Origin of the sequence: Comamonas sp. Y33R10-2 (assembly GCF_019355935.1) — a bacterium.
GTDB lineage: Bacteria > Pseudomonadota > Gammaproteobacteria > Burkholderiales > Burkholderiaceae_C > Comamonas.
In genome coordinates this window covers 2,247,425-2,270,241 of record NZ_CP079925.1, presented here as the reverse complement: position 1 = coordinate 2,270,241, position 22,817 = coordinate 2,247,425, and the positions used below count along the sequence as shown (strand labels likewise).

General features: G+C 55.7%; 16 protein-coding genes and 3 pseudogenes. 9 read left to right on the top strand and 10 right to left on the bottom strand.

Features of this window, described 5'->3' with window-relative positions:
• Positions 1 to 178: 178 nt before the first annotated feature.
• The 7 genes from KUF54_RS10130 to KUF54_RS10100 all read right to left on the bottom strand — a co-directional run bounded on the left by KUF54_RS10130 (position 179) and on the right by KUF54_RS10100 (position 6,150).
• The gene (locus KUF54_RS10130; protein ID WP_219342644.1) at positions 179 to 1,489 is read right to left on the bottom strand and encodes a citrate synthase; all 1,311 of its coding nucleotides are present in this window, start codon (positions 1,487 to 1,489) and stop codon (positions 179 to 181) included.
• 29 nt (positions 1,490 to 1,518) lie between these two features.
• Entirely contained in the window at positions 1,519 to 1,812 is a 294-nt protein-coding gene (locus tag KUF54_RS10125) for a succinate dehydrogenase assembly factor 2 (RefSeq protein WP_219342643.1), read from the bottom strand.
• Positions 1,812 to 2,516 carry a succinate dehydrogenase iron-sulfur subunit gene (locus tag KUF54_RS10120; protein ID WP_099736234.1) on the bottom strand — a complete coding sequence of 235 codons (705 nt, stop codon included), beginning with the start codon at positions 2,514 to 2,516 and terminating at the stop codon, positions 1,812 to 1,814. The genes KUF54_RS10125 and KUF54_RS10120 overlap by 1 nt, the downstream gene beginning before the upstream one ends.
• A gap of 27 nt (positions 2,517 to 2,543) precedes the next feature.
• Positions 2,544 to 4,349 carry a succinate dehydrogenase flavoprotein subunit gene (sdhA, locus tag KUF54_RS10115; RefSeq protein WP_219342642.1) on the bottom strand — a complete coding sequence of 602 codons (1,806 nt, stop codon included), beginning with the start codon at positions 4,347 to 4,349 and terminating at the stop codon, positions 2,544 to 2,546.
• A gap of 33 nt (positions 4,350 to 4,382) precedes the next feature.
• Complete coding sequence (gene sdhD / locus KUF54_RS10110; protein WP_219342641.1) at positions 4,383 to 4,748, bottom strand: succinate dehydrogenase, hydrophobic membrane anchor protein; 366 nt, start codon at positions 4,746 to 4,748, stop codon at positions 4,383 to 4,385.
• A gap of 39 nt (positions 4,749 to 4,787) precedes the next feature.
• Positions 4,788 to 5,213, bottom strand: a complete 426-nt coding sequence (sdhC, locus tag KUF54_RS10105; RefSeq protein WP_219342640.1) for a succinate dehydrogenase, cytochrome b556 subunit — start codon at positions 5,211 to 5,213, stop codon at positions 4,788 to 4,790.
• Positions 5,214 to 5,358: 145 nt separating this feature from the next.
• Positions 5,359 to 6,150 carry a GntR family transcriptional regulator gene (locus tag KUF54_RS10100; RefSeq protein ID WP_219342639.1) on the bottom strand — a complete coding sequence of 264 codons (792 nt, stop codon included), beginning with the start codon at positions 6,148 to 6,150 and terminating at the stop codon, positions 5,359 to 5,361.
• 239 nt (positions 6,151 to 6,389) lie between these two features.
• Between KUF54_RS10100 and KUF54_RS10095 the strand changes: the two genes are divergently transcribed.
• The 5 genes from KUF54_RS10095 (at position 6,390) to acnB (ending at position 12,519) form a co-directional block, all read left to right on the top strand.
• Entirely contained in the window at positions 6,390 to 7,376 is a 987-nt protein-coding gene (locus KUF54_RS10095) for a malate dehydrogenase (RefSeq protein WP_219342638.1), read from the top strand.
• 12 nt (positions 7,377 to 7,388) lie between these two features.
• A complete protein-coding gene (gene tam / locus KUF54_RS10090) occupies positions 7,389 to 8,207 on the top strand; it encodes a trans-aconitate 2-methyltransferase (protein ID WP_219342637.1) in 819 nt (272 codons plus the stop codon).
• A complete protein-coding gene (locus KUF54_RS10085; RefSeq protein ID WP_219342636.1) occupies positions 8,204 to 9,199 on the top strand; it encodes a CoA ester lyase in 996 nt (331 codons plus the stop codon). The genes tam and KUF54_RS10085 overlap by 4 nt, the downstream gene beginning before the upstream one ends.
• 40 nt (positions 9,200 to 9,239) lie before the next feature.
• Positions 9,240 to 9,812: a hypothetical protein gene (locus KUF54_RS10080; protein ID WP_219342635.1), complete on the top strand. Its 573-nt coding sequence runs from the start codon at positions 9,240 to 9,242 to the stop codon at positions 9,810 to 9,812.
• Positions 9,813 to 9,933: 121 nt separating this feature from the next.
• The gene (gene acnB / locus KUF54_RS10075; RefSeq protein WP_219342634.1) at positions 9,934 to 12,519 is read left to right on the top strand and encodes a bifunctional aconitate hydratase 2/2-methylisocitrate dehydratase; all 2,586 of its coding nucleotides are present in this window, start codon (positions 9,934 to 9,936) and stop codon (positions 12,517 to 12,519) included.
• A 152-nt stretch (positions 12,520 to 12,671) separates the two neighbouring features.
• On the opposite strand, the gene KUF54_RS10070 is transcribed toward acnB, so the two are convergent.
• Entirely contained in the window at positions 12,672 to 13,823 is a 1,152-nt protein-coding gene (locus KUF54_RS10070) for a DUF2827 domain-containing protein (protein ID WP_219342633.1), read from the bottom strand.
• Positions 13,824 to 13,996: 173 nt separating this feature from the next.
• Positions 13,997 to 14,434: a DUF4019 domain-containing protein gene (locus tag KUF54_RS10065; RefSeq protein WP_219342632.1), complete on the bottom strand. Its 438-nt coding sequence runs from the start codon at positions 14,432 to 14,434 to the stop codon at positions 13,997 to 13,999.
• A gap of 553 nt (positions 14,435 to 14,987) precedes the next feature.
• Between KUF54_RS10065 and KUF54_RS10060 the strand changes: the two genes are divergently transcribed.
• Positions 14,988 to 15,206: an ESPR domain-containing protein gene (locus KUF54_RS10060; RefSeq protein ID WP_219342631.1), complete on the top strand. Its 219-nt coding sequence runs from the start codon at positions 14,988 to 14,990 to the stop codon at positions 15,204 to 15,206.
• A pseudogene (locus KUF54_RS17545) lies at positions 15,182 to 15,694 on the top strand (hypothetical protein); the annotation flags it as partial. The gene KUF54_RS10060 and the pseudogene KUF54_RS17545, both read left to right, overlap by 25 nt.
• Before the next feature lie 8 nt (positions 15,695 to 15,702).
• On the opposite strand, the gene KUF54_RS10055 reads toward KUF54_RS17545, so the two are convergent.
• Complete coding sequence (locus KUF54_RS10055) at positions 15,703 to 16,068, bottom strand: hypothetical protein (RefSeq protein WP_219342630.1); 366 nt, start codon at positions 16,066 to 16,068, stop codon at positions 15,703 to 15,705.
• Here KUF54_RS10055 and KUF54_RS17540 point away from each other — a divergent pair.
• Positions 16,025 to 16,444: pseudogene (locus KUF54_RS17540) on the top strand (hypothetical protein); the annotation flags it as partial. The gene KUF54_RS10055 and the pseudogene KUF54_RS17540 overlap by 44 nt on opposite strands.
• Positions 16,445 to 16,648: 204 nt before the next feature.
• Positions 16,649 to 22,573, top strand: a pseudogene (locus KUF54_RS10050) (beta strand repeat-containing protein); the annotation flags it as partial.
• Positions 22,574 to 22,817 lie beyond the last annotated feature (244 nt).

The window sequence follows — 22,817 nt, the reverse complement described above, 5'->3', positions numbered from 1 at the left end:
AATGATTGATTGATCAGGACTACTTGCTTCTCTTTTAATAGACATCTGCAGCCAGATTTGTGACGAAATGCTTAAGAGAAGCGCAAGCAAAAGGCCCATAGAAAAAGCCCGCCAGCTCTTGCAAGCTGCGGGCTTTTTGTTCGTTTTGGCAGGCCCGGATAGTCGGGCCTGAAAACGATTAACGCTTAGCGATAGGCTGAACGTCGCGCTGAGGTGCGCCGGTGTACAGCTGGCGAGGACGGCCAATCTTGTACTCTGGGTCACCCATTTGTTCGTTGAGCTGAGCGATCCAGCCCACGGTGCGTGCCAGAGCGAAGATGCCGGTGAACAGGTTCACTGGAATGCCGATAGCGCGCTGAACGATGCCGGAGTAGAAGTCCACGTTGGGGTACAGCTTGCGGGAAACGAAGTAGTCGTCTTCCAGAGCAATCTTCTCGACTTGCTTGGCCAGTGCGAACAGAGGATCCTTTTCCAGACCCAGTTCTTGCAAAATCTCGTTGCAAGTTTCTTGCATGAGCTTGGCGCGGGGGTCGTAGTTCTTGTAGACGCGGTGGCCAAAGCCCATCAGCTTGACGCCGCTGGTCTTGTCCTTGACTTGTTCCATGAACTCACCAACCTTGGCGATGCCGCCGTTGGCCTGGATGTTTTCCAGCATGTTCAGGCAAGCTTCGTTGGCGCCGCCGTGGGCAGGGCCCCACAGGCAAGCTACGCCAGCGGAGATCGCTGCGAATGGGTTGGTGCCCGACGAGCCGCACAGACGCACTGTGGAAGTCGATGCGTTTTGCTCATGGTCAGCGTGCAGGATGAAGATGCGGTCCAGTGCGCGCTCAACCACTGGGTTCACCACGTAGTCTTCGCAAGGGTTGCCGAACATCATGCGCATGAAGTTGCCTGCGTAGGACAGGTCATTCTTCGGGTACATGTAGGGCTGGCCCACACCGTACTTGTATGCCATGGACACCAGCGTAGGCATCTTGGCGATCAGACGGATCGCGGCGATGTTGCGGTGCTCAGGATTGGTGACATCGGTGCTGTCGTGGTAGAAGGCCGACATGCCGCCCACCAGACCAGTCAGCACAGCCATAGGGTGTGCATCACGGCGGAAGCCACGCAGGAAGAACTGCATCTGCTCGTTGACCATGGTGTGCTGGGTCACGGTTTCTTCGAACTTGGCCTTTTCGGCTTCGTTTGGCAGCTCTCCGTACAGCAGCAGGTAGCAGGTTTCCAGGAAGTTGCAGTTCTTGGCCAGTTGCTCGATGGGGTAGCCGCGGTACAGCAGCTCGCCCTTGTCGCCATCAATGTAGGTGATGGCGGATTGGCAAGAGGCTGTAGAGAGGAAGCCTGGGTCATAAGTGAAACTGCCGGATTGACCGTACAGCTTACGGATGTCGATTACATCAGGGCCGATGTTGCCTTGATAAACCGGCAATTCGACGCTTGGGGCGCCATTGCTAAAAGACAGCGTTGCTTTGTTGTCAGCGAGTTTCATTTCAAACTTCCTTCTCTAAATTGCCTAGCCTATTGGGGTGAGCCGCCGGGGACGCGCTTGCGCAGCATCTCCAGAACTTCCCCAACTTCTTGGGTGTCGAATTGACCTTCAGGTTCCTTGCGACGCAAGAAAAGATCCATCAGGTCGTTGTCTGCCAAATCCATCAAGGCAGACATGCCAGTCGCGTGTCTCTGCGTGAGCTGGCTTCCGTAGGTGGCGAAGAACTGCTCAATGAAGAGATCGTTCTCAACCAGACCGCGGCGGCTGCGCCACTTCAGTAGGTCGCGCTCACGTTCATCGAGCAGAGTATTCGTCATCAGCATTAGACGGTTCTGCGAACCATCAACTCCTTGATCTTGCCAATGGCTGCAGTGGGGTTCAGGTGCTTGGGGCACACGTCCACGCAGTTCATGATGGTGTGGCAGCGGAAGAGTCGGTAAGGATCTTCCAGGTTATCAAGGCGCTCGCCCGTAGCGGTGTCGCGGCTATCCGCAATAAAGCGGTAAGCCTGCAGCAGACCGGCCGGGCCCACGAACTTGTCGGGGTTCCACCAAAACGATGGGCAGCTGGTCGAGCAGCTTGCGCACAGAATGCACTCGTACAGGCCGTTGAGCTCTTCGCGCTCTTCGGGGGACTGCAGGCGTTCCTTGCTAGGCGTTGCGTACACATCGCTTTGCAGGTAAGGCTTGATCGAGTGGTACTGCTTGAAGAACTGTGTCATGTCCACGATCAGATCGCGAACGACGGGCAGGCCGGGCAGGGGCTTCAACACGATGTCACCCTTTAAGGTGTTCATGTTGGTCAGGCAGGCCAGACCGTTTTTGCCGTTGATGTTCATGGCGTCAGAGCCGCAAACACCTTCGCGGCAGGAGCGGCGGAAGGAGATGGAGGGGTCCATTTCCTTGAGCTTGACCAGTGCGTCCAGCAGCATGCGTTCGTGGCCGTCGAGTTCGACTTGCACGGTTTGCATGTAAGGCTTGGCATCCCGATCAGGATCGTAGCGGTAGATTTTGAATGTGCGCTTCATTTTGATCTTCTCTCGTGGGCTGCTGGATTAGAACGTACGAACCTTGGGAGGTACGCTGGCAACGGTCAGGGGCTTGAGGTTCACAGGCTTGTAAGACAGGCCATTGCTGGCGCTATCCCACAGTGTGTGCTTGAGCCATTCCTTGTCGTTGCGGCCCAGTGGGAATTCGGCGTCGTCGGCAGGGCGCTCGTAGTCGTACACAGTGTGTGCGCCACGGCATTCCGTGCGGGCTGCAGCCGATGTCATGGTGGCTTGTGCCACTTCAATCAGGTTGTCCACTTCCAGAGCTTCCATACGTGCGGTATTCCACACCATGGACTTGTCCTTCAAAGTCACGGAGCCAATCTTCTCGCGCAGAGCGTTGATCTTGGTCACGCCTTCGTCCATGCTCTTTTGAGTGCGGAACACGCCAGCGTGTGTCTGCATAGAAGCGCGGATTTCACCAGCCAGGTCTTGGGCGTAAGTGCCTTCGGTGGATTCTTGCAGCTGGTTCAAGCGAGCCAGAGTGCGGTCAGCGCCGTCAGCAGGCACTTCTTTGTGCGGGCCAAAGTTGCCGACGAAATCGACGATGTGCTTACCAGCCGCCTTGCCGAAGACCAGCAAGTCCAGCAGCGAGTTGGTGCCCAGGCGGTTAGCGCCGTGCACGGACACGCAAGAGCATTCGCCCACGGCGTACAGACCGCTCACAACACGGTTTTCCGTGCCGTCGTAAGTCACCACTTGGCCATTGATGTTGGTGGGGATACCGCCCATCTGGTAGTGGATGGTAGGAACCACGGGGATGGGTTCCTTGGTGATGTCCACGTTGGCGAAGTTGTGGCCAATTTCTTCCACGGATGGCAGGCGCTTGCGGATGGTGTCGGCACCCAGGTGGTCCAACTTCATCAGGATGTAGTCCTTATTAGGACCACAGCCGCGACCTTCCTTGATTTCCTGGTCCATAGAGCGCGACACGAAGTCACGTGGAGCCAAGTCCTTCAGGGTAGGAGCGTAGCGCTCCATGAAGCGCTCGCCTTCGCTGTTGAGCAAAATTGCGCCTTCACCGCGGCAGCCTTCGGTCAGCAGCACGCCAGCACCGGCCACGCCAGTGGGGTGGAACTGCCAGAACTCCATGTCTTGCAAAGGAATGCCAGCGCGCGCTGCCATGCCCAAGCCGTCGCCGGTGTTGATGAAAGCGTTGGTCGAAGCTTGGAAAATACGGCCAGCACCGCCGGTTGCCAGCAGCACAGCCTTGGCGTGCAGCTCGTACAGCTCGCCAGTTTCCAACTCCAGTGCGGTCACGCCGACGACGTCGCCGTCTTCGTTGCGGATCAGGTCCAGAGCCATCCATTCCACGAAGAAATTGGTCTTGGACTCAACGTTCTTTTGGTACAGCGTGTGCAGCATGGCGTGACCAGTACGGTCAGCAGCAGCGCAAGCGCGTTGCACAGGCTTTTCGCCGTAGTTGGCGGTGTGGCCGCCGAAAGGGCGCTGGTAGATGGTGCCGTCTGCATTGCGGTCGAAAGGCATGCCGAAGTGCTCGAGTTCGATCACAACGTTCGGCGCTTCACGGCACATGAACTCGATGGCGTCTTGGTCGCCCAGCCAGTCAGAGCCCTTGATGGTGTCGTAGAAGTGGTAGTGCCAGTTGTCGTCGGACATGTTGCCCAGCGAAGCGGACACGCCGCCTTGAGCAGCCACCGTGTGCGAGCGGGTGGGGAAAACTTTGGACAGGGACGCAACCGACAGACCGGCGCGAGACAGTTCCAGCGCGGCGCGCAGGCCGGAGCCGCCGGCACCGACGATCACGACGTCAAACTTGCGCTTGGTGATATTTGCTTTTGAGTAGCTCATTCTTAACCTTCAATCGTGGAGACCGAGTCTCAATCAGAGACGCCACAGAACCTGGATGCCCCAACCGACGCAGCCGAGCAGCCAGACAATGGTGACCACTTGCAGCGACAGGCGCAGGCCGACAGACTTGACGTAGTCCATCCAGATGTCACGCACGCCAATCCAGGCGTGCCAGCCCAGTGCCACAAACAGGCCCAGGGTCAAAAATTTCATCCATTGGGGGGCAAAAATGCCAGCCCACTGCTCGTAGCCCACGGGGCCACCAACTGTCAAAAAGCGCACCAGCAGCACGACGGTGTACAGCGCCATCAAGACAGCTGTAGAGCGTTGAGCCAAAAAGTCGCGGGTGCCATAGTGCGCGCCGACGACGGTGCGTTTGGAGCCGTAATTCACGGACATGCTTTTTCCTTAGCGTGAGGTTTTATGGACTGCGGCTGATCAGTACAGGCCGAACAGCTTGGCGCCCAGCACCAGAGTCAGTGCGACGCTGATCACCAGCACGCCCACAGCAGTGGACTTGCCGCTTTGCTTGCTCACAGCGTGGTGGTTGACATCCATCACCAGGTGACGAACGCCAGCACAGAAATGGTGCAGGTAAGCCCAAATCAGAGCCAGGCAGACCAGCTTGGCGAACCAGCCGAATTGACCGGCGAACACCGAGGTGAAAGAGTCAAACGAAATTTCCGAGGAGATCGACTTGTCAAACATCCAGATGATGAATGGCAGCAAGATGGCCATCAGCAGGCCGCTGACGCGGTGCAAGATGGACACGATACCTGCCAGGGGCAGGCGATAGCTCGGAAGGTCCGTAAAGAAGTTGATGTTGCGGAACTCTGGCCGCTGTTTTGGTTTTTGCTCTGTCATGGCAGGGTACTTTCGTGGATGTAACTGCGTTGTAATCGCTGCTCCGAAGCGACACAAAATTCTATTGCAATGCAGCAGAATCCGTTAGCCAAATTTACATAGCGTTGATTAGAAGTGGGCGCAATCAACGCTTTTACGGAGGGATTCAGTTCAAGGCATTGCGGTAATGGTGGGTGTCCGTGAGGTACAAACCACGTCGTAACTCCATGGGAACATCGTTGTAGGTGTATGCCGTGCGCTCGACGCTCAGCAAGGGCGTGGCACTGGCAATACTTAGCAATTGCGCCTGCTGCGCATCAGGGAGTACGGCCCTGATTTTTTCATCAGCACGCACCATGCGCACGCCATAGTCCAGCTCGAACATGGCGTAAGTAGGCCCTTGGTAGTTGCTCATTTGCTCTGCCGTCAGGCCCTTGAAGGCGTTGCCGGGCAGCCAAATGTCTTCCAAAATAGTCGGGATTGCTGCAAAAGACAGGACGCGGCGCACGTGCATGACGGCATCTCCTGTGCGCAGCGCTAAAGAGCGAGCCACTTCAGCAGGCGCGCGCAGGCGGCGGCATTCAAGGATGCTGCGCTCTGCACGGCCTTCGCCTTGCAGGTCGCCCGCATCAGGGCGTAAATTCAGAAAGCGGTATTGCACATGCTGTGCGGCGTGAGTGGCTACAAACGTGCCCTTGCCTTGACGGCGCATGACAAGGTTGTCTGCAGCCAGTTCATCAATCGCCTTACGCACCGTGCCTTGGCTGACCTTGAAGCGGGCAGCCAGTTCCATTTCACTGGGGATCAGCTCTCCGGGGCGCCATTCGCCAGCTTCCAAGCTTTGGAGGATCAAGCCCTTGATCTGTTGATACAGAGGGCTGAAGGCTGGGGTAGAGACGCCGGTGCCAGTATTGCTACTGGTGTTGTTGTCCGGAGCTGTGTTGTGAAGGGTGGCCATAGTAGTTTTAAAGGTATCGCCTCCGCGATGCAATATGCAAAAACAAGCAGGTTACAAGCAGGTTTGTGATGGCCGCTAGGTGAGGATCATATCTTATATAAGACATAAGACAAATTGACCAGGCTTTGAAATCAGCAGTACACTTAGCGCATGTTTGCGCAGCTCGTGCTACTGGTGGTTACGCCAGAGTTACCGAGCGACCCTAACATCTCAATTTTTTCCAATATTGGAGTTTCACCATGAGCAAGAAGCCCGTCCGTGTCGCCGTTACTGGCGCAGCTGGCCAAATCGGTTACGCCCTGTTGTTCCGTATCGCATCCGGCGAAATGCTGGGTAAAGATCAGCCCGTTATTTTGCAGCTGCTGGAAGTACCCGTTGAAGGCCCTCAGAAAGCCCTCAAAGGCGTGATGATGGAACTGGACGATTGCGCATTCCCTTTGCTGGTGGAAATGACCGCTCACAGCGATCCTATGACAGCGTTCAAGGATGCTGACTACGCTTTGCTGGTCGGCTCGCGTCCTCGCGGCCCAGGTATGGAACGTGCTGAGCTGCTGGCTGTCAACGGCGCTATCTTCACTGCTCAAGGCCAAGCCCTGAACGCAGTGGCTAGTCGTGATGTGAAGGTGCTGGTTGTGGGTAACCCCGCCAACACTAACGCTTACATCGCTATGAAGTCTGCACCTGATCTGCCGCGCAAGAACTTCACCGCCATGCTGCGTCTGGACCACAACCGCGCTGCTTCGCAGATCGCTGCCAAGACTGGCAAGGCCGTTGCTGACATCGAAAAGCTGACCGTGTGGGGCAATCACTCGCCCACCATGTACGCCGATTACCGCTTCGCCACCATCAATGGCGAAAGCGTTGCCACCATGATCAACGACCAAGAATGGAACGCCAACGTGTTCTTGCCTACCGTTGGCAAGCGCGGCGCCGCCATCATTGAAGCCCGTGGCCTGTCTTCGGCCGCTTCGGCAGCTAACGCAGCCATTGACCACATGCGCGACTGGGCCCTGGGCACCAACGGCAAGTGGGTCACCATGGGTATTCCTTCGGACGGCCAGTACGGCATTCCTAAGGACACCATGTTCGGCTTCCCCGTGACCTGCGAAAACGGCGAATACAAGATCGTCGAAGGTCTGGAAATTGATGCTTTCTCGCAAGAGCGCATCAACAAGACGCTGGAAGAGCTGCAAGGCGAGCAAGACGGCGTTAAGCACCTGCTGTAATAGGCAAGCACCATGCAAGACTGGAACCCCGCGCTGTACCTGCGCTTTGCCAACGAGCGCACGCGCCCGGCGGCAGAGTTGCTGGCTCGGGTTCCTCTAGTTGAGCAACCGGCTAGCAGCCTCCACATCGTGGATTTGGGCTGCGGGCCGGGTAACTCCACCGAGTTGCTGGCCGCACGCTTTGTGAATTCTTATGAAAACGCGAGCTTGCTCGGTATCGACAACTCTCAGGCCATGCTGGAGGCTGCTTGCAAGCAGTTGCCCCAAGTCCGCTTCGAAGCTGGCGATATCGCCACCTGGGAGCCGCAAGCCGAAGAGGCTGCACCTGACTTGATTTATGCCAATGCCGCCTTGCAGTGGGTGGGTGAGCATGAAACCCTGATTCCTCGTCTGTTTTCGCTGTTGGCGCCTGCTGGTGTGCTGGCGATTCAGATGCCTGACAACCGTCAGCAACCCTCGCACCGGCTGATGCGTGAAGTCGCGCAACTGCCGCAGTTTGCCCCGTACATCGGCGATGCAGACAAAGTGCGAACGGAGATTTTGCCCTTAGGGGCTTATTACGATTTACTGGCCGCGCCTGAGTGCGGGGCTGCAAGCGTGGATGTGTGGCACACCATCTACCAGCATCCCATGAATTCGGCGGCGGCCATTGTGCAGTGGCTCAGCAGCACCGGCCTCAAGCCTTTTGTAGAAGGCCTGCCTGCTCAGCTGCAAGCACAGTATTTGGCTGAATACGAGAGTCGCATTGATGCGGCCTACCCGTTGCGCGCGGACGGTCGCCGTCTGCTCGCCTTTCCTCGACTGTTCATAGTGGCGCAGCGCAAGTCATGACGAAAGAATTGGTTCACCCCGCTCAGGTTTTGCTGGATGCACAAGGCGGCGCCCAGCGTTTGCCCGTTTGTGATCATTACAGCGGCGTGGAAGTGCGCATGCGCAAAAGCCTGCAGTTGCAGGCCGAGATGATGCAAGAGTTCGGCACCTGCGTGTTTGACGTCACGCTGGACTGCGAGGACGGCGCCCCGGTGGGCCAAGAAGCGCAGCACGCCAAGTTGGTGGCTGAGCTGGCCAACGGCGCAGCCCATGGCGCGCGCGTGGCGGCCCGGGTTCATGCGGTGGATCATGAGCACTTTCAGCAGGATATGGACATCATTGCTGGCAACGCCGCAGAGCGCCTGTGCCACATCATGATTCCCAAGGTTGAAAGTCTGAAAGACGTAATTGAGGCTGAAAAAGCCTTGCAGCGGGCTACTGGTAAGGACGTGCCGCTACATGTTTTGATTGAATCGCCGGCTGCAGTGCAGCAGGCTTTTGAGATCGCGTCTCACCCGGCGGTGCAAAGTATTGCGTTTGGGTTGATGGATTTTGTCTCGGCCCATGGCGGCGCGATACCTGCATCGGCCATGACGGCGCAGGGCCAGTTCGAGCACCCCATGGTGGTGCGGGCCAAGCTAGAGATCGCGGCGGCCTGCCATGCCTATGGCAAGGTGCCATCGCACTGTGTGGTGACAGAGTTCAAGAATCCACAGGCTTTGGAGGCTTGTGCGCAAAAAGCGTCGCGTGAGCTGGGGTACACCCGTATGTGGAGCATCCATCCGGATCAAATTCGTCCCATCCTACGTGCTTTTTCGCCTGCGCAGGACGAAGTAAAGCAAGCGGCGCAGATTCTGATCGCGGCGGCAGTGCAAAATTGGGCACCCATCAATTTTGGTGGTGTACTCCACGATCGCGCCAGCTACCGCTATTTTTGGCAGTTGCTGGAACGCGCTCACCAGACGGGGCAAGCCTTACCGGTTGAAGTTCAACCTTGGTTTGCTTCGCACTGACCCGAAATAAACTCATAACAAGTCTGCAGGAGATATTCCTATGAAGACCCTGATCGCTACTTTGATGATTGCAGCGCCTTTGCTCGCAATCAGTCACTCTGCTGTGGCCGAAACCGCAACCAAGGCTAAGGCCAAGGCTGCGGCTGCCAAGAAGGCCCCTGCTGCTAAAAAGGCGCCTGTCGCCAAAAAGGGTAAAGCCGCTGCAGCTACGGCTGCCGCTGCTGGCGGCGCAGCTGCGGTTGCCGCTGGCCCCGCTTCTGCGGGCCTGAGCACAGAAGACTTGGCTATGGCTGAGCGCGTGCACAAAGGTCGTATTGCCTGCGAACTGGGTGCTTATGTCAACGTGAACGCTGATACTGCCAACCCCGGTTACTTCATCGTGGACGGCCGTGGTTTCAAATACCACATGGTCCCCGTGAAGACATCGACAGGCACTGTGCGCCTGGAAGACAAGGCCGCTGGCGCGGTCTGGCTGCAGATCGCCAACAAGTCGATGCTGATGAACCAGAAGGCGGGTCAACGACTGGCCGATGAATGCATGAGCACCGAGCAGCAGCAAGTGGCTGAAGCCATTCGCAAGAACCCACCTCCTAGCCTGCTGGACAGCAAATAAGTCCGGCAAGGCTGAGGGCTGACGTATCGCACATATGTATCTCACATATATCGCAAATATGTCAGCCCTGTAATTCGCGCTAACCGCGCAGCCTTTTTCAAAAACCATTGGAGAGACCCCCATGTTGAAAGCCTACCGTGACCATGTGGCAGAACGCGCCGCACTGGGCATCCCCCCGTTGCCTCTGGATGCCAAGCAGGTTGCTGACCTGATCGAGCTGATCAAGAACCCACCCGCTGGCGAAGACGCAGTCCTGATGGATCTGCTGACGCACCGTGTGCCGCCCGGTGTGGACGATGCTGCCAAGGTCAAGGCTTCCTTTCTGGCTGCCGTCGCTCACGGCGACCTGAAGGTGGGTCTCATCTCCAAGTCCAAAGCCACCGAGCTGCTGGGCACCATGGTGGGTGGCTACAACGTTCACCCCCTGATCGAGCTGCTGGACGACGCTGAAGTCGCCGGCGTGGCTGCTGATGCGCTGAAGAAGACATTGCTGATGTTTGACTTCTTCAACGACGTCGCAGTCAAGGCCAAGGCGGGTAACGCCAAGGCCAAGGAAGTGATGCAAAGCTGGGCGGATGCCGAGTGGTTTACATCGCGTCCCAAGGTTGAAGAAAAAATCACTGTCACCGTTTTCAAGGTGCCCGGTGAAACCAATACGGACGATCTGTCGCCCGCTCCTGACGCCTGGAGCCGTCCCGACATTCCTCTGCACTACTTGGCCATGCTCAAGAACACGCGTCCTGACGCGGCGTTCAAGCCCGAAGAAGACGGCAAGCGCGGCCCCATGCAGTTCATCGAAGATCTGAAGAAAAAGGGCAACCTCGTCTCCTACGTGGGCGACGTGGTCGGTACTGGTTCTTCGCGCAAGTCCGCTACCAACTCCATCATCTGGGCGACCGGTGTGGATATTCCTTTCGTCCCCAACAAGCGCTTCGGTGGCGTGACTCTGGGTGGCAAGATCGCTCCTATCTTCTTCAATACGCAAGAAGACTCTGGCGCCCTGCCTATCGAAGTGGACGTTTCCAAGCTAGAGATGGGCGACGTCATCGACGTGCTGCCCTACGAAGGCAAGATCTTGAAGGACGGCGCCACCGTTGCTGAGTTCCAACTCAAGAGCGATGTCCTGCTGGACGAAGTGCAAGCCGGCGGCCGTATTAACCTGATCATCGGCCGCTCGCTGACTGCTAAGGCTCGTGAAACTCTGGGTCTGCCCGCATCTACCGCCTTCCGCCTGCCTACAGCACCTGCTGAAACCAAGGCTGGCTTCACACTGGCCCAAAAGATGGTTGGCCGCGCTTGCGGTTTGCCAGAAGGCCAAGGCGTGCGCCCGGGTACTTACTGCGAACCCCGCATGACCACCGTTGGCTCGCAAGACACCACAGGTCCTATGACCCGTGACGAGCTCAAGGATCTGGCTTGCCTGGGCTTCTCCGCCGACATGGTGATGCAGTCCTTCTGCCACACAGCCGCTTACCCCAAGTCTGTGGACGTGAAGACGCACCGCGAACTGCCTTCGTTCATCTCCAACCGCGGCGGCGTGGCCCTGCGTCCTGGTGACGGCGTGATCCACAGCTGGCTCAACCGCCTGCTGCTGCCTGATACCGTCGGTACCGGTGGCGATTCGCACACCCGTTTCCCTATCGGTATCTCCTTCCCCGCCGGCTCCGGTCTGGTGGCCTTCGGTGCCGCCACTGGTGTGATGCCTCTGGATATGCCCGAGTCGATCTTGGTTCGCTTCAAGGGCGAAATGCAGCCCGGCGTGACCCTGCGCGACTTGGTGCACGCAATTCCTCTGTACGGTATCAAGCAAGGTCTGCTGACTGTTGCCAAGGCCGGCAAGATCAATGAATTCTCGGGTCGTATCCTGGAAATCGAAGGCCTGCCAGACCTGAAGGTTGAGCAAGCGTTTGAGCTGTCTGACGCGTCTGCCGAGCGCTCTGCCGCTGGTTGCACCATCAAGCTGAACCCAGAGCCTGTGAAGGAATACCTGACTTCGAACATCGTTCTGATGAAGAACATGATCGCCGACGGTTACGCCGACGCCAAGACTTTGCAGCGCCGTATCGAGAAAGTGGAAGCTTGGTTGGCCCAGCCAGACCTGCTGGACGCTGATAAGGATGCTGAGTACGCCCACGTGATCGAAATTGATCTGGCCGACATCAAAGAACCTATCGTCTGCTGCCCTAACGATCCAGACGACGCCAAGTTCCTGTCTGACGTGTCCGGCGTCAAGATCGATGAAGCCTTCATTGGTTCCTGCATGACCAACATCGGTCACTTCCGCGCTGCAGCCAAGCTGCTGGGCGGCCAGCGCGACATCCCCGTCAAGCTGTGGGTGGCTCCTCCCACCAAGATGGACCAAACCGAGCTGATCAAAGAAGGCCATTACGCCGCCTTTGGTACTGCCGGTGCGCGTACTGAAATGCCCGGCTGCTCGCTGTGCATGGGCAACCAAGCCCAAGTGCGTGAAGGCGCGACCGTCATCTCGACTTCTACCCGTAACTTCCCCAACCGTCTGGGCAAGAACACTAATGTGTACTTGGGCTCGGCCGAGCTGGCAGCCATCGCGTCGCGTCTGGGCTACCTGCCTTCCAAGGAAGAGTATTTGAAGGAAATGGGCGTGATCGATGCTGACAAGGCATCTGTCTACCGCTACATGAACTTCAACGAAATCGCCGAGTACGCTGAAGTGGCCGCCAAGATCTAAGCGCCCACAATGAGTTAGCCGGGTGTTTCGCCCGGCCTCTCATGCAAAAAGCCCGTGCAATTGCTGCGCGGGCTTTTTATGGCCTCAATTTTGATAGCAGCTAGTCCTTGCGTTTCTTTGGCTTTAAGGGGGAAATACCTTAAAAGCAATGTTTAACGGGGACTTGTTGCTATTAAATTCTGGAGAAGCTGTGTGTAATGCTCCGTCATCTCCGCGTTGCCCGGCAAATATCGCGCAATCAAGGCGCGCTGCTGGCTGCGGTATGTCTCGGCATTTTCGTCATGCTCACGAATAGCGCGGCCCAGCTGCGCAGCCCCGTCGCTTACATCATTGTCTTTGTAGTAGTAGCCCAAGTCTGGGCATAAATGGGCGTTATGCACCAGTGCATAGCCTTGCCAGCAAGTCTCTAGGTAGATGTAATTCAGCGGGTTTTCCCACTGGTGGGAAATCACCACATCCGTCTGCTCGGCCAGAAACTGCGGTGTGTCAAAACGCCCTAAAAACACCGCCTTGTGCTGGCGCACGATGTCGAGCTGGTTCATGAGCCCAATAAAGTCTTGGTTGTTCTGCGCTATTTGCATGGCATTCGTCACCTGCAGCAGCTCAATCGACTGTGGGTTGGCGCGATAAGCTTCTTCCGCTATCAAAATGGGGTAAAGGCAGAACTTCACCACATTGATATTGGGCTCCAGTACGCTCAGCCGCTTGGCCTTGCCAGTGCTGCTTGAGGGGCGCGGCTGGTACACGCCGCCAGCGGGCAGGGCGTCGCTGCGCTGTTCAATAAACACAGGGCTCCACACAAAAGGCACGGGCTTTGCGCTTTGGCGGCGAAGCACCTCAAAGTACGAGCGGCTGATATGGTCCACCTGCGGGACCATCCAGATATCGTCATAGCGCTGGTTGATGAAAAGGTTTGTTCCCGGCCCGGGGCGGTTGAACATGATGGCTTCCATCATGTGCACATACTCAAACCCGCAGCAGTAAGAAATCAGCCACGCACCGCGCCGCTTCAGGTAATCCGTCTGGTCTGCGCTAATCTGCCCGCCCAACTCAATCATTACGTCGATGGAATCCTTGGCCTGCTCATAGCTGCAGGTCGGCCAGCGCTTCAGATCCCAAGGTAGGGCGTCACTGATCTCTATGCCTGTGGTGTTGACCAAAGTGACCGTCGCCACATTGGGGCAAAGCCGTAACGCATCTGACAGGAACACGGCATTCTGCTTGATGCCGTTGTTCCATAAAGTCTCTGCAGTGTGATGCAGGCCAATTGTGATGCCAATGCGCAAGGCGGAAGAGTGATTCATCTAGAAATATCGCTAAGGTCTTTAATGTTCAATGATATGCAGCTATCAAATTAATAGCGTAGTGCATTATTTAATTCAAGAGTCATATCTCTGAATCGCGTCCGAATCTGCCATAGATGCCATTCAGAAATGGCAAGGAATGAACTGCGTTGCGAGAAAGACCTGCTTCAGTCTTATTGGACGTCTCTCGGTACATAGCCAACCACTCTCCATCCATCAGGTTCAAAGCGCATCGTCACCTTCTCAAAAATGACTTGGCCATTAGCCAGTGTGCTGGAGAAGTCTGCATTGGCGTACAGCCCTTCAGGTGGTGAGACAGAGCCCTGAGGGTACTGGATACGCATCACACCTGCCCAGGTGCGTTTGGTGATGCTTCCATAGCGGCTGCGCGAACTGCTAATGCCACTCACAAAAGTGTCTTTAGGCATTTGAGTCTTGACGAAGGCAGATGTGTTGTCCCACAAGGATTCTGTCTCTCCGGTATCAATCTTGCGCAACGCATTGAGCCCAATTGAGACGATCTCGTCCGCCGATTCGGATGTCTGAGCAAACCCCGCTATAGGTGAAACAAACAGTGCAAATGCAAAAAATCTGTAAGGTAAATTCTTCATTTTTCCTCCCTTTTGAAGAAATGTAACAAATCGGAAAAAAAAATCCAGTTAGAAATGTAAGTAGAGCTTTAAATAATAATGAAATATTCAAATGAAAATGAGTTTTTCTTTGAGAGTTCTTGGTGATCTTTATCCTACACTGCTTCACATTTAACATAAACTTTTTGAAGCATATCTTACAAATAATGTAGTCTTTATCCTATTTAATCACTTGAGTTTCAATTTTTAACGAGATTTAAAAAATCTCATAAAAAAATAAGCTGTTGATTTTATTAATTTTTTATTTAAATTCATGATGATTTTAAATAATCTGTAGGAATTTTCTTATTAATTTGAAAGGTTTTTTCTATTCTAAAGAAATGGAGTGAATCGCACTAAATGATGGGATTGCGTCTTACAAAATCCATGAAGCAAAAAATGCCGCCTGAGATATAAACAGCACAAGTAATAAAAGCTCAGCTTTTGCATTTTTTTGTTAATAAGGTTGCAGCGCAGTTTGAGTTGATCAAATTGCCAACCACAAGCAGCCACATCTTGTACAGAAGAGGGTCCCATGAATCGTTCTTACCGCACTATTTGGAATGAGTCCCTGGGTGCCTGGGTGGCCGCTTCTGAAATCAGCAAGGCCAGAGGCAAACGCAGTGCCTCAGCAGTTTCCTTGGCTGTGGTGAGTTTGCTTTTGATGTATTCGCCGGCCACCTTTGCTACTTATACGGCAGGGGGGGGACGTCCACATCAACAACGGGCATTGCTATTGGCTCTTATGTTTTAGGTACTGGTGGATATACGGCATCGGCGAATGGAGCGAATGCTGTAGCCATTGGATCGGGTGCAGTCGCTTCAGCGACGCAATCCATTGCGCTGGGGCAATCCGCAACAGCTGCTGGGAACTATTCATTGGCTGCAGGTTTGAATGCTGCAACAGGTGGGACTGCTGATATCGCTTTGGGCAACGGTGCGAAAACCAACGCATTTAGCAATGGGTTCAATATTGCAATTGGCAATAACTCTTCAGCTTCTGGTGGTGTTGGATTTGGTGGTGTCGGTGGTGGCAGCGCAACTGCGATTGGATCGGGTGCTAGAGCTACGGGAGCTGGTGCCTATGCATTAGGCAATGATGCGAATGCTGCGGGGATTTCTTCTGTTGCAATAGGTGGGGGGGATGGCTCTGGTGGCAATGGATCTCTTGCTGCATCAGATCGTTCAATTGCAGTGGGTCGTAATGCGCAGGCCCGTAATACTGGTGCAATGGCCATGGGTGCTAACTCCTATGCCTTTGGGACTTCCTCCATTGCTTCAGGTGAGGCAGCTAATGCATTAGGTGCATCAGCAATTGCTACTGGTAAATCTGCAAATGCCGCAGGGGCCTCAGCAATTGCTACAGGTGAAAATGCCAATGCCTCAGGGGTATCAGCTATTGCTTTGGGCAAGGGTGCACAGTCGCTTAGCACTGAATCTGTAGCAATTGGTAACTCAGCATTGGTGTCAAATGTTGGTTTAAGAGCAACTGCCATCGGCAATAGCAGCTTGGCAAGTGGTAACGGTGCTACTTCGATTGGTTCAAGTGCAAACGCGATTGGCAATAATGCGATGGCAATTGGTGTTAATTCCCAGTCTGGGTTGGCGAATAACACGACAACTCATACAACAGCATTGGGTGCAGATGCGAGTGCAATAGCCTCGCGAGCAACCGCTATTGGTACAGGTGCAATGGCCAATGGTGCATACGGTACGGCTATCGGCGCGGGGGAAGGCTATGGATCGTGTTCGACTGGCTATGCATCATCAGTGCAAGCCACGGGCAAAAATTCTGTGGCGATTGGTGGCGCTGCGGCTGCTGATGGAGGTGGCGCTAAGTCTTTAGGTGATAGCAGTATTGCCATTGGTCCGTCTTCAAATGCATCGCAGGCAAATGCGACCGCATTTGGTAATAAAGCCAATGCATCTGGCGTCAACTCGATGGCATTTGGTGCAGGAGCTCTTGCACAGAGCGCCAATGCATCGGCATTCGGATTTCAAGCGATAGCCAATACTACAAATGGTGGCACTGCGATTGCGCTGGGTAATCAGGCGAACTCCTCCAGTAATGGTGGCAATACGATTGCGATTGGCACAGGCGCCTTGGCAACATCTGTTGCCGCTGGTGGTGGTGGGCAAAGTAATACTGCAATTGCTATCGGCTCGAATAGCGTTGCAGCCACCTCTGGTGTTGCTGTGGGCAGTGGAGCCAATGCCGCTGGTGGTGCAGTTGCTATCGGCTATAGCGCAAACACGGCAACCACAGGTTCGGGCGTTGCAATTGGTGATCGCGCCAATGCATTTGGTCTTAATGCCATATCCATTGGTGGCAATGCGGGAGCGACTGGAACCGTTTCCAATGGTTCTGGTGCAGTGGCAATAGGTTCTGGCTCCAATGCCACTGGCAAAGGTGCATTAGCCATGGGTGGTTTGGGAACCCCTGGCGCAGGATCGGTTGCCACCAGTGACTTTGCAGTGGCCATTGGTGCTGCTTCGCAGGCGACAGGAGTCGGGGCGGTTGCAATTGGTGGCACAGACGCCGCGACAGCTAAGGCAGCGGGAAGTAATTCGGTATCTATTGGCACGGGCGCAACAGTCGGTGCAGCTGCGGGTAATAGTGTGTCCGTTGGCTTTGGTGCTACCGTAAGCGCAGCAAACAGTGTGGCTATTGGCTCGGGGTCTGCAGCCTCATTAGGGGCTCAAGCGAGCTACGCTGCTTACGGGCTTGCAGCCAGTGCAACATCTTCGGGTGAAGTGAATGTCGGCGGGCGCACAGTCTCGGGGGTTGCACCTGGCGCATTGGCCACGGATGCAGTTAACGTGACTCAGTTATCGACGGTCGCTTCATCGTTGTCGACCGGGCTGAGCACGACTAAAAGCAATCTAACTAGCTTGTCCACCTCGACCTCTACAGGTTTGAGCACAACCAATAGCAACTTGACCAGCTTGTCGACTTCAACTTCTACGGGCTTGAGCACGACAAACAGCAATTTGGGTAGTTTGTCTACGGGTGTCAGCACCACCAATAGCAACTTGACCAGCCTGTCGACCTCGACTTCTACGGGCTTGAGCACGACCAACAGCAACCTCAGCAGCCTGTCGACGTCGACCTCTACTGGGCTGAGCACCACGAACAGCAATTTGGGTAGCCTGTCTACGGGTGTCAGCACCACCAATAGCAACTTGACCAGCTTGTCGACTTCAACTTCTACGGGCTTAAGCACGACAAACAGCAATTTGGGTAGTTTGTCTACGGGTGTCAGCACCGCCAATAGCAACTTGACCAGCTTGTCGACTTCAACTTCTACGGGCTTGAGCACGACAAACAGCAACCTCAGCAGCTTGTCGACATCGACCTCTACTGGGCTGAGCACCACGAATAGCAATTTGGGTAGTCTGTCTACGGGTGTCAGCACCACCAATAGCAACTTGACCAGCTTGTCGACTTCAACTTCTACAGGCTTGAGCACGACAAACAGCAACCTCAGCAGCTTGTCGACATCGACCTCTACTGGGCTGAGCACCACGAATAGCAATTTGGGTAGTCTGTCTACGGGTGTCAGCACCACCAATAGCAACTTGACCAGCTTGTCGACTTCAACTTCTACAGGCTTGAGCACGACAAACAGCAACCTCAGCAGCTTGTCGACGTCGACCTCTACAGGGCTTAGTACAACCAACAGCAATTTGGGTAGCTTGTCCACGGGTGTTAGTACTACCAATAGCAACTTGACCAGCTTGTCGACTTCAACATCTACAGGCTTGAGCACGACCAACAGCAACCTCGGCAGCTTGTCGACGTCGACCTCTACAGGGCTGAGCACAACGAACAGCAATTTGGGTAGTCTGTCCACTGGCGTGAGCACGACCAATAGCAACCTGGGCAGCTTGTCCACGTCGACCTCTACCGGCCTGAGCACGACAAACAGCAACCTCAGTAGCTTGTCGACTTCGACCTCTACAGGGCTGAGCACCACGAACAGCAATTTGGGTAGCTTGTCCACGGGCGTTAGCACCACCAATAGCAACTTGACCAGCTTGTCGACTTCAACATCTACAGGCTTGAGCACGACAAACAGCAACCTCAGCAGCTTGTCGACTTCAACATCTACAGGGCTGAGCACAACCAACAGCAATTTGGGTAGTCTGTCCACGGGTGTTAGCACCACCAATAGCAACTTGACCAGCTTGTCGACTTCAACTTCTACAGGCTTGAGCACGACCAACACCAATCTGTCTTCACTCAGCACTACGGTCGGTAATATCTACGATAAAGGTACCAAGTACTTCCACGCCAACAGCACAGGGACTGATAGCAGTGCAACAGGCGCCGACAGTGTTGCAATTGGCACGGCTGCAGTTTCTGGTGGTGATAACAGCGTAGCCATCGGTAATGGTGCGCAAACGAGCTTTGCAAATAGCGTGGCATTGGGCTCTGGTTCAAACGCAAGCGTTGGAGCTCGCTCTAATTACGCGGGCTATGGCATAACAGCACCTCAAAACTCGACTGGTGAAGTCAATGTTGGTAATCGCCAGATCACAGGCGTTGCTGCTGGCTCGCAGGACTCGGATGCTGTCAACGTTTCGCAGCTTTCGACAGTTGCAGGCTCGCTGTCTTCGAGCGTGGGAGGTATTTCAACAAGTATTAGCTCGTTGTCCACCGGCCTGAGCACGACCAATAGCAACCTGGGTAGCTTGTCGACCTCGACGTCTACCGGCCTGAGCAGCCTGTCCACGGGCTTGAGCACCACGGACAGCAATCTGACCAGCCTGTCGACCTCGACCTCTACGGGTCTGAGCACGACCAATAGCAACCTGGGCAGCTTGTCCACTTCCACATCGACGGGTCTGAGCAGCCTGTCCACGGGCCTGAGCACCACGGACAGCAATCTGACCAGCCTGTCGACCTCGACCTCCACGGGTCTGAGCACGACCAATAGCAACCTGAGCAGTTTGTCCACGTCGACTTCTACCGGTCTGAGCAGCCTGTCCACGGGCCTGAGCACCACGGACAGCAACCTGACCAGCTTGTCGACCTCGACCTCCACGGGGCTGAGCACGACCAATAGCAATCTGGGCAGCTTGTCCACGTCGACTTCTACCGGTCTGAGCAGCCTGTCCACGGGCCTGAGCACCACGGACAGCAATCTGACCAGCTTGTCGACCTCGACCTCCACGGGGCTGAGCACGACTAATAGCAACCTGGGCAGCTTGTCCACGTCGACCTCCACCGGCCTGGGCAGCCTGTCCACGGGCTTGAGCACCACGGACAGCAATCTGACCAGCCTGTCGACCTCGACCTCCACGGGTCTGAGCACGACCAATAGCAACCTGGGCAGTTTGTCCACGTCGACTTCTACCGGTCTGAGCAGCCTGTCCACGGGCCTGAGCACCACGGACAGCAACCTGACCAGCTTGTCGACCTCGACCTCCACGGGGCTGAGCACGACCAATAGCAATCTGGGCAGCTTGTCGACCTCGACTTCTACCGGTCTGAGCAGCCTGTCCACGGGCCTGAGCACCACGGACAGCAATCTGACCAGCCTGTCGACTTCGACCTCCACCGGCCTGAGCACGACCAATAGCAACCTGGGCAGCTTGTCGACTTCCACATCGACCGGCCTGAGCAGCCTGTCCACGGGCTTGAGCACCACGGACAGCAATCTGACCAGCCTGTCAACTTCGACCTCCACGGGTCTGAGCACGACCAATAGCAACCTGGGCAGCTTGTCCACCTCGACGTCGACCGGTCTGAGCAGCCTGTCCACGGGCTTGAGCACCACGGACAGCAATCTGACCAGCCTGTCAACTTCGACCTCCACGGGTCTGAGCACGACCAATAGCAACCTGGGCAGCTTGTCCACCTCGACGTCGACCGGTCTGAGCAGCCTGTCCACGGGCTTGAGCACCACGGACAGCAATCTGACCAGTCTGTCGACTTCGACCTCCACCGGTCTGAGCACGACTAATAGCAACCTGGGCAGCTTGTCCACGTCGACCTCCACCGGCCTGGGCAGCCTGTCCACGGGCTTGAGCACCACGGACAGCAATCTGACCAGCCTGTCGACCTCGACCTCCACGGGTCTGAGCACGACCAATAGCAACCTGGGCAGTTTGTCCACGTCGACTTCTACCGGTCTGAGCAGCCTGTCCACGGGCCTGAGCACCACGGACAGCAATCTGACCAGCCTGTCGACTTCGACCTCCACGGGTCTGAGCACGACCAATAGCAACCTGGGGAGCTTGTCGACTTCCACATCGACCGGCCTGAGCAGCCTGTCCACGGGCTTGAGCACCACGGACAGCAATCTGACCAGCCTGTCGACTTCGACCTCCACGGGTCTGAGCACGACCAATAGCAACTTGGGTAGCTTGTCGACCTCGACTTCTACCGGCCTGAGCAGCCTGTCCACGGGCCTGAGCACCACGGACAGCAATCTGACCAGCCTGTCGACCTCGACCTCCACCGGTCTGAGCACGACCAATAGCAACCTGGGTAGCTTGTCCACGTCGACTTCTACCGGTCTGAGCAGCCTGTCCACGGGCCTGAGCACCACGGACAGCAATCTGACCAGCCTGTCGACTTCGACCTCCACGGGTCTGAGCACGACCAATAGCAATTTGGGCAGCTTGTCGACCTCGACTTCTACCGGTCTGAGCAGCCTGTCCACGGGTCTGAGCACCACGGACAGCAATCTGACCAGCTTGTCGACTTCGACCTCCACGGGGCTGAGCACGACCAATAGCAGCTTGGGCAGCTTGTCCACGTCGACTTCCACTGGCATCAGTAGCTTGTCGACGTCCGCTTCGACTGGCATCAGCAGCCTATCCACAGGGATGGACAGCTTGTCGACGTCGACTTCGACTGGTATCAGCAGTCTGTCCACGGGCTTGAGCAGCACGAATAGCAACCTGAGCAGCTTGTCTACGTCGACTTCGACTGGCATCAGCAGCCTCTCCACAGGGATGGACAGCTTGTCGACATCCGCTTCGACAGGCATCACCAGCTTGTCCACGGGCTTGAGCAGCACGAACAGCAATCTGAGCAGCTTGTCTACGGGCTTGAACACAATTAGTAGCAGCGTTGGTAGCCTGTCTACAGGTCTGGAAAGCTTGTCGACTTCTACGTCCACGGGCATCGGCAGCTTGTCTACAGGTCTGAACAGCACCAACAGCAACCTGAGCAGTTTGTCGACGTCGACTTCGACCGGTATCGGCAGCCTTTCCACAGGGATGGATAGCTTGTCGACTTCTGCGTCCACGGGAATCGGTAGCTTGTCTACAGGTTTGAGCAGCACAAATAGCAACTTGCAAAGCTTGTCGACATCGACATCCACCGGCATCAGCAGCCTGTCTACAGGTTTGAGCACGTCGGATAGCCGCTTGACTAATGCGGGGCAGGGTGCCGCAAATGCTTTGGGCGGTGGTGCTAGCTATAACCCGCAAACAGGCAATATTTCAGCGCCTACCTTTACGACGACGAAGGCTGATGGCTCGACAGTGAGTGCCAATAATGTGGGTGATGCACTGACGAATTTGTATGCCAATGGCACCAAGTACTTCCATGCAAACTCGACCGAAGCGGACTCTTTGGCGACTGGCAGTAACTCGGTGGCGGTGGGGCCTGCAGCCGTGGCGAGTGGCGCTTCTGCAGTAGCGATGGGATATGGCGCTCAGGCGACAGGCAGCAATGCCATTGCGATTGGTACAGGCGCATTGGCGACTGGCTCCCAGGCCATTGGTGCACAAGCAAAGGCTGGTGGTGGTGGTGTTGCGATTGGTGATGGTGCCGATGCGGGTGGTACGCCTTTGAGTGCGAGTGCCAGCATTTCCAAGGGCACTGCGATTGGCTTTGGCGCTGTGGTGCAGCAGTCCGGTGGTGTGGCAATTGGTACAGGGTCTGTGGCCAGCACTGGGGCGGGTGTTGCAGGATATATACCCGTAGGTGCTACTGAGCCGCAAGCTGCTGCTATTGCCGCCACAACAAGTACTCAGGCAGCTGTTTCTGTAGGTGATGCGTCAAGCAATCAGTATCGTCAGGTCACGGGGGTTGCCGCTGGTACGGCTAACAGCGATGCTGTGAACGTGAGCCAGCTCAAAGCCATGGAAAGTCAGCAGGCTGTGCAAATGGGCAAGCTGCAAAATCAAATTGGCGATGTGGCACGGACTGCTTACTCTGGTGTTGCGATGGCATTCGCGATGTCTGGCACCTATATGCCGACGCTGTACCCCGGTGAAAAATCTCTGGGTGTCGGTATCGGTGGATACAAGGGTTATGGCGCTGTCGCTGTGAACTTTAAGGCTCTGTCGAAGGAAGGTAATATGTCTTGGGGCGCTGGCATATCCTCCACAGGACGGGAGTGGG